The 12,901-nt window shown below is 66.9% G+C and carries 11 protein-coding genes; 3 read left to right on the top strand and 8 right to left on the bottom strand.

Annotated elements, in window-relative coordinates:
* The first annotated feature begins 13 nt into the window (after window positions 1-13).
* Window positions 14-1,162 (top strand): FAD-dependent oxidoreductase, encoded by a 1,149-nt coding sequence (locus ACJH7A_RS03400; RefSeq protein ID WP_406801434.1) that lies wholly within the window; start codon window positions 14-16, stop codon window positions 1,160-1,162.
* Between the two features lie 64 nt (window positions 1,163-1,226).
* Here ACJH7A_RS03400 and ACJH7A_RS03395 read toward each other — a convergent pair whose 3' ends face one another.
* Together ACJH7A_RS03395 and ACJH7A_RS03390 are read right to left on the bottom strand one after the other, a co-directional pair.
* Window positions 1,227-3,659, bottom strand: a complete 2,433-nt coding sequence (locus tag ACJH7A_RS03395; protein ID WP_406801433.1) for an Ig-like domain-containing protein — start codon at window positions 3,657-3,659, stop codon at window positions 1,227-1,229.
* A gap of 184 nt (window positions 3,660-3,843) precedes the next feature.
* A complete protein-coding gene (locus ACJH7A_RS03390) occupies window positions 3,844-4,599 on the bottom strand; it encodes an IclR family transcriptional regulator (protein ID WP_212806532.1) in 756 nt (251 codons plus the stop codon).
* A 139-nt stretch (window positions 4,600-4,738) separates the two neighbouring features.
* Between ACJH7A_RS03390 and ACJH7A_RS03385 the strand changes: the two genes are divergently transcribed.
* Window positions 4,739-5,635 (top strand): IclR family transcriptional regulator, encoded by an 897-nt coding sequence (locus ACJH7A_RS03385; RefSeq protein WP_406801432.1) that lies wholly within the window; start codon window positions 4,739-4,741, stop codon window positions 5,633-5,635.
* A 5-nt stretch (window positions 5,636-5,640) separates the two neighbouring features.
* Here the strand turns inward: ACJH7A_RS03385 and ACJH7A_RS03380 are convergent, their stop codons facing one another.
* From ACJH7A_RS03380 to ACJH7A_RS03355, 6 genes are all read right to left on the bottom strand, one after another.
* Window positions 5,641-6,828, bottom strand: coding sequence for a cytochrome P450 (locus ACJH7A_RS03380; RefSeq protein WP_406801431.1), 1,188 nt, complete (start codon window positions 6,826-6,828; stop codon window positions 5,641-5,643).
* Between the two features lie 130 nt (window positions 6,829-6,958).
* Entirely contained in the window at window positions 6,959-7,426 is a 468-nt protein-coding gene (locus tag ACJH7A_RS03375) for a hypothetical protein (protein ID WP_406801430.1), read from the bottom strand.
* 4 nt (window positions 7,427-7,430) lie between these two features.
* Window positions 7,431-8,678 carry a DUF58 domain-containing protein gene (locus ACJH7A_RS03370; protein ID WP_406801444.1) on the bottom strand — a complete coding sequence of 416 codons (1,248 nt, stop codon included), beginning with the start codon at window positions 8,676-8,678 and terminating at the stop codon, window positions 7,431-7,433.
* Window positions 8,679-8,683: 5 nt separating this feature from the next.
* Window positions 8,684-9,652 carry a MoxR family ATPase gene (locus ACJH7A_RS03365; protein WP_212806536.1) on the bottom strand — a complete coding sequence of 323 codons (969 nt, stop codon included), beginning with the start codon at window positions 9,650-9,652 and terminating at the stop codon, window positions 8,684-8,686.
* Complete coding sequence (locus tag ACJH7A_RS03360; protein WP_406801429.1) at window positions 9,649-10,131, bottom strand: hypothetical protein; 483 nt, start codon at window positions 10,129-10,131, stop codon at window positions 9,649-9,651. The genes ACJH7A_RS03365 and ACJH7A_RS03360 overlap by 4 nt, the downstream gene beginning before the upstream one ends.
* Window positions 10,128-11,096: a DUF4129 domain-containing protein gene (locus tag ACJH7A_RS03355; protein ID WP_406801428.1), complete on the bottom strand. Its 969-nt coding sequence runs from the start codon at window positions 11,094-11,096 to the stop codon at window positions 10,128-10,130. Before ACJH7A_RS03355 ends, ACJH7A_RS03360 begins: the two co-directional genes overlap by 4 nt.
* Window positions 11,097-11,285: 189 nt before the next feature.
* Between ACJH7A_RS03355 and ACJH7A_RS03350 the strand changes: the two genes are divergently transcribed.
* Window positions 11,286-12,899 (top strand): ABC transporter substrate-binding protein, encoded by a 1,614-nt coding sequence (locus ACJH7A_RS03350; protein WP_406801443.1) that lies wholly within the window; start codon window positions 11,286-11,288, stop codon window positions 12,897-12,899.
* The last annotated feature ends 2 nt before the right edge of the window (window positions 12,900-12,901 follow it).

Genomic DNA, 12,901 nt, shown 5'->3' with positions numbered 1-12,901 from the left:
AAAGGCACTCACCGTGTCAGATCACATCACTGCACCTGTCGTCATCGTCGGCGCCGGCCTTGGCGGACTCGCCGCGGCGAACGCACTACAGCAGGGCGGCCACCACGCCATCGTGGTGGACAAGACCCGTGAGCTCGGCGAGGTCGGCGGCCCGCTCGGCATCTCACCACCGACGCTTCGACTGTTCGGCGAATGGGGCATGCTCGAGCAGTTCAACCGGATCTCCTCTGCGACGCGCTATTTCGAGACGCACGATCAGACCGGTCACGTCGAGTCCGTCGCCGACTACGCGGCAATCCCGGAAATCGGTTCGGAACACGGCCGGTTCGGATACGCCGACGCCGAGTTGTCGCCGCGCACCGTCCACCGGGCCGATCTGCATGCCCTGATGGTGGCGCATCTCGGCCGGGACCGAGTTCGACTGCGCCACCAGCTGACCGGTCTCGCCGAGCATGACGATCACGTCGAGCTCACGTTCGCCGACGACGCCGTCATCCGGACGCAGTTGGTGATCGGCGCCGACGGGCTGCGTTCCACTGTGCGTGGGCTTTTCAGCGATGACTCGATCAACTACTGCGGTTCGGTGATCTTCCGCGCCGTCAGCCCCGTCGACTGTCTCGGTACCCGCCCGAACGACCGGTTGCGCTCGTGGCATTCGGCCGACTATGCCAAACACGTCATCGCGATGCCGGTGCGCGCGGGCCGGCAGGTAGCGGTCGACGCGACCCTCGGTATCGACGAACCACCACTGCACCTGTGGTCGGCGCGTGCGGATGTGGCAGCACTGGCAAGGCAATTCGATGATTTCGAGACCGTCGTGGGTCAGCTGATCCGCGGCGCCACCGGGCCGGTGTACATGCACCCGGTCTACGACCGGGACCCCATCGCGCGCTGGACCACCGCGCGCGTCGCGCTGCTCGGTGACGCCGCGCATCCGATGACGCCGTTCGGCGGGCAGGGCGCCAATCAGGCGATCCAGGACGGTGCCGAACTCGCACGTCAACTGTCCGATGCTCAGGACGGTGATGTCGCCGCGGCACTCCAGCGCTACCAGGCCGTCCGGACCGAGCAGACAGCGGAGATTCAGCGGTCAGCGCGGCAGCTGGCCTCGCGGCGGGCGACCATCGCGATGCGGCTGACCGACGTGCTGGTCGACGCCTAGCCCGCGGACGCCGAAACCTGAAGCGGCGGTGACGTTCCATGAACGTCACCGCCGCCGTCAGACCTCAGACTGCCGTCGTGCCACCGATCGACACGTAGGGCGCCGTCCGGAGGGTGTACCCGCTCTGCCGCTCAGCGATTTGCTGGGCGCGCTGCGCCTCGGTGACGTAGACCGTGGTCTTCGGCAGCACGGTCTTCAGCTCGTCGAGCGTGACGACCTGCGCCGAAAGCGTCGGCTGGACCGTGGCATTCGGATCCAGGCCCTGCCAGCGCGCGAAGATCGTGCCCTGGTTCAGGCCGCCGGTGGACACCCAGTTCGCCACGCCCGGATCGGTTTTGGCGACGACGAGGGTGTACGACCCATCCGGGTTGGCGATGGCCTGCGCGTTGTTGAGGCTCGTCGGGTCGCCCGTCGTGTAATCCGGAGAGATGGTCCAGGCGTTGGTCACCGGCACGTTGAAATACTTGGCGGTGCCCGGCGTCAGCGTGATGACGAGCGCCTCGTTGTCGGCCAGGTTGAAGTGCCCGATGCTCTGTTTCTGCGTGGACAACGTCTGAGAGCCCGCGTTGGTCGGCTGCGGCAGCGTGTTGACCGGATGCTGACCCGCCAGGGGCAGCCAGGCGTCCGACGTGACGTTGACGGCCTGCATCACGACGCCGTTGGCGATGTTGGTGATCGCCGTCGACGGCAATGTCGTATTGGTACCGGAGGTCTGCTCGATGGTCAGGCTGAGGCCCTGGTTGGTGTTCCAATCGGTGACCGTGTTGCGCACGAAGATCTGGCCGGCATTGGTCCCCGCGGGGCCGTCACCCAGGAACAGGTAGTTGGTGGTGCCGGCCAGTGCCGGGTCGCGGCCCGCGACGATGGTGAACGTGCCGTCAGGATTGACCTGCAGTTGGTCGCCGGTGAGGATCGCCGATGACTGGCCCGTGGCACCGATCTGCGCCGTGATGTTGACGTCGGGCGGCATCTGGCCGTTGATCTTGCCGTGGATGACGTAGCTCTTGCCATCGCTGATGAACGCCATGCGGTACAAGGTGTCCGGGTTGTCGTAGAGCACCTGGTTGCCCGGCGAGGTCACGCCACCGATGGTGTGCGGTGGCGTGGCGATCCAGTTGAACGACGGATTGCCCGCGGCGTTGTCCGCGATGTTGATCGCGGCCATTGCCGAATACATGGCGTACTGCCGCACCGCCGCATCGAGCATCGCCATGTTCTGGGCGTCGACGCCGCCAGGCACATCGGAGAACGTCACGGCTTGGGTGTTGATCCACTTCTGCTTCAGGGCGGCGATCGCACCATCCATCGCGCCGGAGTTCAGGAGCGCGAGTGCCCTTTGCTCGGTGCTGATTTCGGTCGCGGTCGCCAGCGGGCTGGTCTGTGCCACCGTGCTGACGGTGACCACCTTGGTGGTGGTGTGCGGTCCGGGTGACATCACGTTGAGACCCAGCGGGTCACCTTTGAGATCGCTTGCGGTCACGGTGAAGCTGTCCGTCCCGCCGTGCACCAACGCCTCCGGATTCGGCACGTACTTGAACGAGCCATCCGCGAACAAGGTCACGGTCCCGTTGGCCGGACCCGTCGACACGCGGAGTTTCACGTTGTCGCCGTTGGGATCCGACGTGGTGATCTGGCCGAGGATGGCACCGTTCATCTGCAGCGTCTGTGCCGCGTCGTAGCTGATGGTCGGCGGCTTGCTGCGGAACAAGGAGTCCAGCTCGCGACGGACCAATGACAGGAACCCTTCCAGCGAGCCGGGCCGCGCGGGTGCGGTCGGCGAATGGCCGGCGAACGGTGCCAGCAGGTTCGAGACGGCCGTCGTGATGCCGGACACCGCGGCCGTGAGGAAATGCGCCGGCGCGGTGGCCGCCGTGGATACGACCGGCCGGGTGGTGGTGGCCGTCGGCACGGCCGCCGACAGCGTCGAGAGGTTCGCGGCGCGTGGGGCGACGACAGCGGGCGCTGCCGCGGTCGCGGAAACCACAGCACTCGGTGACCCACTCTTGGCCGTCGATGAGGTCGAGGGCACCGAGCCGGCCGCCGCCGGCGTCGATGCGGGAGTGTTCGATGAGATCGACTGTTGCGCGCCGGGAGTTTTCGGCTTCGGCTGTGGCTTGGGTGACTTGTTCTTGCTCCACGGAGCACTTCCGGTCTTCGTGTCATCAGCGGCTGCCGGGGCGGTGTCGCTCTCGGCCGGCGTGGCGGAGGTGCCGCCCGTCTGACCGGAGGCGGTGGACGAACCCGCAGTGTCCGATGTTTTTGAGCCGTTCTTCAGGCCTTTACGCGCTTTACGGCTGGAACCGGTCGAAGCCTTGTCGCCGGAGGTGGCGGCTTTCGGCGCCGCCGAATCCGTCGCTGAGCTGGTGCCGGTCTTGCTTCCCGACCCCGTGGAACCATCGTCGGCCCAGGCCACCCCGTGCCCGGTGAGGACCGCGGTCCCGACGCCGAGCGCAACTGCTAGTCCTCCGACACGACCAATGCTCGTTGCGGCACTCATCGCACTCCTCTCCATTGAGGTTCCGGTTGGGCGGAATCCGTTGATATGTATCGAGAAAGCGGGTCGCGACATTCTCGTCGGCCACCAGCCCATCACATGCGACCACGCCGAGCCGCACCACCGCAGCTACGGTTCCAATGAGCGGAACTACCCACTGCGCCAGCAACATTCGCGCACCGGACGATCAACGCACGGCTCGCAGTCGACGCACTCCGGCCTGTCGGCCCGAATACGCTCGCCAGACGCGCGCGGCAGTCGTCTGAACCAGCGCCACCAGCCGATGGTCAGATGCCATCCGGCCGGCCGCTCCACTTATCGATACCGCAGCGCAAATCTCGGCTCCGCGCCCGATCGGAGCGGCCAAACACGCTATCCCGGCGAATGTTTCGTCCCGGTCTTCCGCGAAGCCCCGAGCCCGCACCAGTGCCAGCTCCTCACGCAGCGCACCCGATGTCGCCGCCTCGACCGCAGCCAGCCGGCCGGCCGGTACGTGCGCGAGCATCGCCCGCCCCATGGCCGAGGACTGCGCCGGATGGCGACGGCCCGCCGCCGGCGTAGCCGTGACCGCAGCCCGGTCACCGACGACCCCCAGATGCACGACATCGAGACCATCGAGGATGGCCAGGTTCACGGTGTGACCGGTGGCCTGATGCAGGTCCCAGAGAAACGGCATGGCTGCGCGGTGCAGCCGATCCTGATGTATCGCAAGGTAACCCAATTCGGCCAGCCGAAATCCGAGTTCGTAATCGCGTCCATTCCGCCGGAGCCAGCCGAGCTCGACCAGATGCTCGAGGATGCGGTGGACGGACGTTCTGGGTAGGCCCGTGCGCCGGACGATCTGGGTGAAGGTCTGCCGGCCAGGCCCGTCGAACGTGCCGAGCACCAGGGATGCCCGCTCGAGAACTGCACTGGGCGGGCAGCTTTCGACCTCGACGCTCATGCTTGTTGCTCCTGATTTTTGCGATGTCCTGATGTCAAGTGATGTCAGCCTGAACCAGACGACGGCATATCGCCAGAGAAATTGATAAAGTGACGAATATGCGCCATTTCTCGCCAGCTGGCTCCGTCCAGGACCACGTGTGACGGCCGCGGACGCGCCTGCACGCGTCGATTCACCACCGACCGACCGCGTCGTGGCGGTATTGGAGTTCATCGCCACCGAAGCGGAGCCGGTATCGGTGGCCGCCATGGCATCTCGCCTCGAACTGAGCCGGTCGACGGTGACGTCGATCCTGGCGGCACTTTCGAAGGCGGGCTGGGTGTCGCGGCAGGCCGACCGCCGCTACCGGCTGGGCCCCGGTCTGCTGCGGCTCGCCGGTGCGGTGCAGTCGCAGCTGACCCCCTCGGAAGCGTTCTCCCATGTGCTGGCCGAGCTCGCCGACCGGGTCGGGTGCGCCGTCTCCTTGGCGCTCGTCGACCAGACCGAAATGACCATGGTCGGTGTCGCCGCCGGGCCGGGCCAGGTGCCCGCCGGCGTCGACACCGGGGCGCGCCTGCCGATGACCGCGCCGTTGGGTGTGTCGGTCATGGCCTATCGCAACAAGCAGTCACAACACGACTGGATCGATACGGCGCCGGCGGCCCACCGTCCGGTACTGCAGGCGTTGCTACGCCAGGTCCGCCGTAGCGGAGTGGCCGTGTTCGGCGCCGACGGTGCCGCACTCGAGATCCTCGAGGTCGTGGGCGAGGTCGTCGGATTGCTGGCCGAGCACCCCCGCAGCGGGGCCCTCAGGCAGCGGTTGTTCCAGTTCCTGAGCAGATTGAGCGCCCGGCCCTACACCACCGAGGAACTGGCTGCCGACGCCGCACTGTCGATCAGCTACCTGTCCGCTCCGGTGTTCGATCGCGGCGGCAATGCCGTCTACGAATTGCAGATCGGCTGCCTGAGATCACAGGTGAGCCGCGCCGAACGTGACGAATACGTCCGTGAAATACGCTCGACCGCAGCTACTTTGACCGAACTCACCGGCACCTGACGGAATCACTGCGGATCGAAGACGACCTGCAGGTGGTCGGGGCCGCGCAACTCGGTCCCGAGTCGTCCGGCGATCCGGACACTGGACGGATCGGCGAGCCGTAGGCCGGGCAGTCGGTTCAGCAGCACCTTCACCGCGATCTCCATCTGCGTGGTGGCCAGCGCCTGGCCGAGGCACACGTGCGGCCCGGTGCCGAAGCTCAGCTGTGCGGTCGCATGCCGGCTGGTGTCGAAGACGTCGGGGTTTGTGTACACGGCGGGGTCCCGGTTGGCTGCCGCGATGGCCAACAGCAGCCACGTGCCCGCGGGAATGTCGATGCCGTGCCAGGTCACGTCAGTGGCCGCGAAACGCGGAATGATCGACGGCCCGGGTTCCCAGCGCAATCCTTCCTGCACCGCCCACCGGGCCTCGTCCGGATCTCTCCGGACCCGATCGAGCTGGTCTTGATGAGTGAGCAACGCCCACAACGTGTTTCCGAGACTCAGGTAGGTCGTGTCCACCCCCGCCGGAAACAGGAGCCGGACGAACGAATAGATCTCCTCGTCGGTCAGCCGGACGCCGTCGACCTCGGTGGTGACGAGCTTGGACAACAGATCGTCGGACGGGTTCTGCCGTTTGTCCTCGACCAGCGGCCGGAGGTAGTCCGTGAACGACTCCCGGGCACGCATCGCGGCGTCGGGATCCGTCGGGTAGAAGAACAAGTCGTGGGCCCACTTGGCGAACAGGGCATAGTCGTCCACCGGGAGACCCAACAGCTCGTTGGTGATCCGGAACGGGTACTGCTGGGTGAATTCCGTGACCAGGTCGGCCCGGCCCCTGCCGGCGAACTGGTCGACGAGGTCCTGCGCGATCGGCTCGAGCAGTTCGGCACTGTACGTCTTGATGAGTGCTCGACGGAATGCCGGCGAGACGAGGGCGCGGTTGGTGCGGTGCTCTTGACCGGCCATGCATTGCAGCGTCTTGCCCATGGCGGGGCCGGTCGTCATGCCGTACATCGCCGCGGCCGGGAACGTCTCCTCGTCCTTGAAGAGGTCGGTGACCAACTCGTCGCTGAGAATGATCAGCGCGGGCATGCCGTGGAAACGCGCCTCGGCGTACGGCGCGCGGGCCCGTAGGTCGCGCAATACACCGTGCAGGTCGGACAGTTCCTCAGCACCGAAATCCACGAACTCGCCGCTCACAACCGCTGTCACCGTGATCTCCTTCATGAGCCTGTCGGAAACGGCTCTCGACCAGGAGAATGCTCGGCGGATCATTCGGGCGCACTACGGGTTTCGGTCACCGGAACTTTGGTTTCGGGAAATTCCGCTGATCGGAACTCCTCTAGCGGTTCGACTCGGTGTGTGGTGCCAACGCCAGCCAATAGAGCGCGATCACCGCCGGCGGCGCCAGCAGCGGCAGCCACGGTAGGCCCAGATCCACCGCGCCGGCGACCACACCGACGAGCGTGAACCCAAGCATGGCAAGCAGTGTCGGCCTGGTCAGGGTGACCACCCCGGCGCCCGCCGCATGTCGCATCAGCAGGTACGCGGCCGCGGACAGTCCCGACAGCGCCGCGACCAGTGCCGGCGAGTCGGACAGCGCCAGCACCACCACCGTGAGCAGCACCGCCCCCGTCGCCGCAGCCCGGAACGCCAGCCCAACCACCACTGCCGCCAGTGCCGACACGGCAACAATCACGGCCGTGCCGTGGGCCTGAACACCGGCCACCGCGACCATGAGGACGCCGAAACCGGCCGAAAGTGCCTGGGCGCCAGGCTGCCCCAACCGGGTTGCCGCGTCGGTCGTCATCGCGTCACCGCCTCGCGGCCCGCCGGCGTGCCGGCATCAACCGCAGCGCCTGATCCAGAGTGACGGTCGACGGCCACGGCACGACGTCGACGCCGACGATCCCCATGTCGCGGTACATCGCGTGGCGCTGCAGCGCCCACATGCGGGCCAGCGTCGGATCCCGCTCGCCGTCGAACGGAGGCCCTTCCAGCACGTCGACCGCCACCACGGTGTGCCGGCGGTTCCGCAGCTCGGTGAGTGCCAACGCGAATGCGGTGTCGAGCAACGTCGAGAAGGCGAACACGATCGCGCCCGGCGGGACGGCCGCGCGCGGCGCCAATGTGCCTGTCGTGGTTTCGTATTCCCGCCCGACCGCCATCGCGGCGTCGAGCACGCGGTAGAACTGGCGCTGACCGATGTCGGCGCCGATCCACCGCGGCCGCGCGCTACCGAGCGCGACGATGCCGGCGCGGTCACCATTCCGCAGCGCGCTCTGCACCACCTGCGCGGCGCCGAGCACGACCCGCTCCATCGCGGCAGAGGCCGGGCCGAGAGGCTGCATGCTCGTGTCGATGAGCACGATCACGTCCGCGGCGCGGTGGGTCAACCGTTCGGTGACATGAAGCCGGCCCCGGCGGGCGCTCACCGGCCAGTTGATGGTGCGCAACTGGTCGCCGGGAAGATAGGCACGGACGTCCGCATACTCGACGCCCGGTCCGACGTGCCGGGTGAGATGCGTGCCGAGCCGGTCGGGTAATTCGATACGCGGTATGGGTGTCGATTGGGGCGGGGCAACGGGAAAGACGAAGACTTCGGCGGTTTCGACAGTGCCTGTCCCGGCCAGCAGTCCCCCGCCCGCCACCGCGTCGACGACGGCCCAGATCGGATAGCGGCCCCAGCGCTCGGCCCGCACCGCGACGGTCTGCAGCGGTGCGGCACTGCCCTCGAGAACCTCGATGTCCATGCCTGATTCGACCGACACCGTCACCTCGGCCGCGATGGTCGGCGCGTCCGTCGTCACCCACACCGTCAGCCGCGTCTCGTCGTTCTCGAAACAGCGGGTCAGCCCCGGCTGCCCCTGCACGTACACCTTGGCAGACGGGCGCTGCCAACTGATCGAGCACAGCACACCGAGCAGCGGCGCCGCGAAGGCGACGAGCTGCCACCGCGGACCCAGCACGGCGGCGGCGAGGGCCACGCCGGCACAGGTGGCGATGGCCTTCGTGAGCGATGAGGCACGCCAGCGTAATTCGACTTCACGGGGCTCGGTCATATGCGTCACGACGGCCCACCACGGGTCCGCGGCACCGGCAGGCGTTGCAGTAGCTGTGCCACGATGTCGCTGCCGTGGACACTGCGGACCCACATCTCCGGCTTGAGACTGATCCGGTGCGAAATCACCGGAATGGCAAGTGCTTTGACGTCCTCGGGGATCACGTAGTCCCGGCCGAACAACAGCGCACGCGCACGGGCGAGTTGCACGAGATCGAGCTCGGCCCGGGGGCTGGCTCCGACGACAACCTGCGGGTGACTACGACTGGCCGCCGCCAGTGACACCACGTAGTGCAGGACGTCGTCGTGCACTGTCACCTGCTCGACCGACTCGCGCATGGCGAGCAGATCATGAGCATCGACAATCTGTTTCACCATCGGCTCGGCGGAACCACGTTCGAGGCGGCGGCGCAGCATCACCGTTTCGTCGGTACCCGACAGGTACTTCAGTTCGACTCGGACCGCGAATCTGTCGAGCTGTGCCTCCGGCAGCGGATACGTGCCCTCGTACTCGATCGGGTTGTCCGTGGCAAGGACGATGAACGGCGCCGGCAACCGGTGGGTTTCGCCGTCGATGCTCACCTGGCTTTCCGCCATGGCCTCCAGCAGTGCGGCCTGCGTCTTGGGCGGCGTCCGGTTGATCTCGTCGCCCAGCAGCAGGTTGGTGAAGATCGGCCCGCGCCGGAACTCGAACCGGCCGGACTGCATGTCGTAGATCGTCGAACCGAGCAGATCAGCGGGCAGCAGGTCCGGAGTGAACTGCACACGGGTGAAGGCCAGGCCCAGCGCTCGCGCAAAAGATTTGGCGATCAACGTCTTTCCCAGTCCCGGGAGGTCCTCGATGAGCACATGGCCACCCGCGAGCACGGCGGTCAAGATCAGGGTCAGCGCGGCTCGCTTGCCCACCACCACGCGCTCGATCTCGTCGAGCACCGCCTCGGAATGGGCCGTCGTCAGCTCCGCCGGCATGGTCATAGCCGCTCCAATCGGTGCAGGATTTCATCGAGCGTGGCCCGGCCCGGCCCGGGCTCGCCGCGGCTGGACCGACGGACGTCGTGCGGATCCACCCACTGCCACAACTGATCCCCGAAGACCATCCGGCCGGTGGCTTGCATCGCGACCGGGTCCCTGGCCTGCTGTGGGCCGGTCGCCATGAAGAACTCCCGTGCCAATGTGGGCCGCAGGTGTTGATCCCAGTCGCCGCGCGTCGTCTCCGACCACTGGATCAGCGTTTCGGTCCGAACGATCCAGTCCCGCAACGACTCTTCCGCATCGTTCCCGGCCGGTTCGACGAACCGCGGTCCGCGGTCGACGAGCCGGCGCCGGACAGCCCACAGCACGAACACTGCGACAACCGCGGACACCCACCCGACCGCTCGGCGATCTCCGAGGACGAGCATGAGCAGTTCCGCTCCGATCACCAACGTAATCCCGACGATCACAAGCCTCTTCATGTCAGGCTCCGCAACTCGTCGAGTACCCGGAGCAGCGCCCCGGCGGCGATCTCGCGGTGGTGCTCGGTCATGACGTGCGGGCTGAAGCGCGCCTCGGCGAACAAGGCGACCAGCTCGGTCGCGCTGCCCGCGTGCAATGCATGGTGTTCGACGGCCCGGGCGAGTACTTCAGACGGCGTGTCCGATTCCTGTGGCGCGGCGCCGGGGGCGTCCGCCAGAGCCCGCTCCATTGCGGCGTAGCAGGCGATGATCGACTCGCGCGGCCCGCGGCTGCGGTCGCCGATCTCGGCCAGTCCGAATTCCGCTGCCCGCGTCAGGGTTTCCGGTGTGGACTCCCCGACCATCGGTTCCGGGCCGTCAGCGACCGGCGGCTGCGGTTCGGCAGCACGCCGGCTTCTGCGGACCAGGACACCGCCGACAGCCCACAGCAGCAACATCATCACGGTGGCGGCGAGCAGGTAGCCGAAGACGCTGGGCTCCTGTTGCGGCGGCGACATGGGCGGCCGCCCCGGTGCCGGTGACGGCGGCGGTGATGGCACCGGGGTGATCGGCGCTCTGTTCTGCGGGGGTTCCGCGAAGGGCAGAGCAGGTAGTTGCAGCAGCTGCAGATGTGACAGCAGGAGCAGGATCACCAGCCAGGCGAGGAACACCCCGCCACCGATCAGCAGCAGACGGCGGACGGGCTTCCACGTGAGCTTGCCCTCGAACGACCCCGGCAACGGGAAGGCCGCCGACGCGCCCGGAGTCCTCGGACGCCGGAGCGATGCGATCAAGGCGATCGCGACGATGAGCACCGAGACGACCAGCAGGGTGTCGATGCCCACCTGGCTCGCGGTGCCGCTTGCCCGCTTGTCGGGCTGCGGGTGACCGCTGCCGGGCAGATGGCCGCGCAGGGCGAGGGAAACGACGAACAGCAGTGCGAGCAGCGCGACCACACGCCCCAACGCCTTGTCGCTACCGTTCATCGGTACACCGCTCGATCGTTTGCCCTGTTTCCATCGTGGCACGTCATCGCCGTCGAAACTGCCGAAAGAGCGCGATGCGCTCGTCGCCTGACGTTCCTCGTCTGGCCGACGGAATCGACCTGTGGAAATGTGAAGCCACTCGATCGGAGGTCCGAAGTGAAATGGGCAGCAAGGTCATTGTCTGTGGCGATGACGGGCGTGGTGCTGGCCGCGTCGGGGTGCAGCCTGGAAGGCGCGCGCGGTAACTACGGCACCGGCCCGGACGCGATCATCACCGTCAACGGCGGTGAGCCACAGAACGGTCTGGTGCCCACCAACACCAACGAGAACATGGGCGGTCGCATCGTCGATTCGTTGTTCACGGGTCTGTACTGCTACACCGCTGACGGCACGCCGGTGTTGGCGAACGCGGAGTCCGTGGACACCACCGACAATCAGAACTACACCGTTCACCTCAGACGGGACTGGACCTTCACCGACGGCACCCCCGTACGGGCCCAAAACTACGTCCGCGCATGGAATTTCGGTGCCGCCACCGTCAACGGACAACTGCAGCAGAGCTTCTTCTCACCGATCGAGGGGTACGACGCCGTCGCCGCCGAGGGTTCCTCGCTGACCGAGATGTCGGGCTTGAAGGTGGTGGACGACTACACCTTCACGGTGCGCCTCACCAGCCCCAACATCGACTTCAAACTGGGGCTCGGATTCACGCCGTTCAAGCCATTGCCCGATGTGTTCTTCGCCGAGGGCGCAGCCAAGTTCGGCGAGCATCCCGTCGGGAACGGCCCCTACATGCTGAAGGGCCCGGACGCCTGGCTGCACAACGTCAAGCTCGATGTGGTGCGCAACCCGCATTACCAGGGTCCGGACAAGCCGAAGAACGGTGGCCTGAGCTTCATCTTCTACAGCAGCTTCGACACCGCGTACACCGACCTCGAGTCCGGCAACCTCGACGTGCTCGACACTGTGCCGGTGAGCGCATTGGGCACCTACAAGAAGGTGCTCGGGAAAAGGGCGCTGACCAAACCGACCGCCCAGAACTTGCAGCTCGGAATCCCCTATTTCCTCCCGCATTTCAGCGGCGAGGAGGGTCGCCTGCGACGCGCGGCGATTTCGATGGCGATCAACCGGCCCGAGATCATCAAGGCGATCTTCCGCGGCGCCCGCGGCGCGGCGGAAGACTTCACCGCCCGGTCGCTACCGGGCTGGGACGCGAACATCCCGGGCAACGACGTGCTGAAGTTCGATCCGGTCAAAGCCAAGCAACTGTGGGCGCAGGCTGACGCGATCGCGCCGTGGTCGGGATCGTTCGCGGTCGCGTACAACTCCGACGGCGATCACCAGGTGTGGGTGGACGCGCTGTCGAACCAGTTGAAGAACGCGCTCGGCATCGACGCGCACGGCGCTCCGCAGCCGACGTTCAAGCAGGTCCGGGACGAAATCACCAAGCGGACCATTCGGACGGCGTTCCGCAGCGGGTGGCAGGGCGACTACCCGTCGATGATCGAGTTCCTGCAGCCCCAGTTCGTGAGCGGCGCGGGCTCCAATGATCCGGTCTACAGTTCACCGGCGTTCGACGCGAAACTGATCGAGGCCGAACGGGCGCTCGATCCGAACCAGTCGTATGCGCTCGTCAATCAGGCCCAGGCGATCCTGCTGCACGACCTCCCGGTGATCCCGCTGTGGGACTACATCGCGGCCGGCGGCGTCGGGCCGGGTGTGACGGCCCAGCTGACCTGGAACGGTCTGGCCGATTTCACCCAGATCACCAAGGGCGACGACGCCGAGAACACCAAGGGATAACC

The sequence above is a fragment of the Mycobacterium sp. SMC-17 genome (assembly GCF_045310915.1).
Classification (GTDB): Bacteria; Actinomycetota; Actinomycetes; order Mycobacteriales; family Mycobacteriaceae; genus Mycobacterium.
This window is presented reverse-complemented; position numbering and strand designations above follow the sequence as displayed.

Bases quoted from the DNA above. Each gene is read 5' to 3' on its own strand.
- ACJH7A_RS03375 (WP_406801430.1), bottom strand. From the start codon at position 7,426: ATGACGACCGACGCGGCAACCCGGTTGGGGCAGCCTGGCGCCCAGGCA.
- ACJH7A_RS03355 (WP_406801428.1), bottom strand. From the start codon at position 11,096: ATGAACGGTAGCGACAAGGCGTTGGGGCGTGTGGTCGCGCTGCTCGCA.
- ACJH7A_RS03365 (WP_212806536.1), bottom strand. From the start codon at position 9,652: ATGACCATGCCGGCGGAGCTGACGACGGCCCATTCCGAGGCGGTGCTC.
- ACJH7A_RS03360 (WP_406801429.1), bottom strand. From the start codon at position 10,131: ATGAAGAGGCTTGTGATCGTCGGGATTACGTTGGTGATCGGAGCGGAA.
- ACJH7A_RS03395 (WP_406801433.1), bottom strand. From the start codon at position 3,659: ATGAGTGCCGCAACGAGCATTGGTCGTGTCGGAGGACTAGCAGTTGCG.
- ACJH7A_RS03350 (WP_406801443.1), top strand. From the start codon at position 11,286: ATGACGGGCGTGGTGCTGGCCGCGTCGGGGTGCAGCCTGGAAGGCGCG.
- ACJH7A_RS03370 (WP_406801444.1), bottom strand. From the start codon at position 8,678: ATGACCGAGCCCCGTGAAGTCGAATTACGCTGGCGTGCCTCATCGCTC.
- ACJH7A_RS03390 (WP_212806532.1), bottom strand. From the start codon at position 4,599: ATGAGCGTCGAGGTCGAAAGCTGCCCGCCCAGTGCAGTTCTCGAGCGG.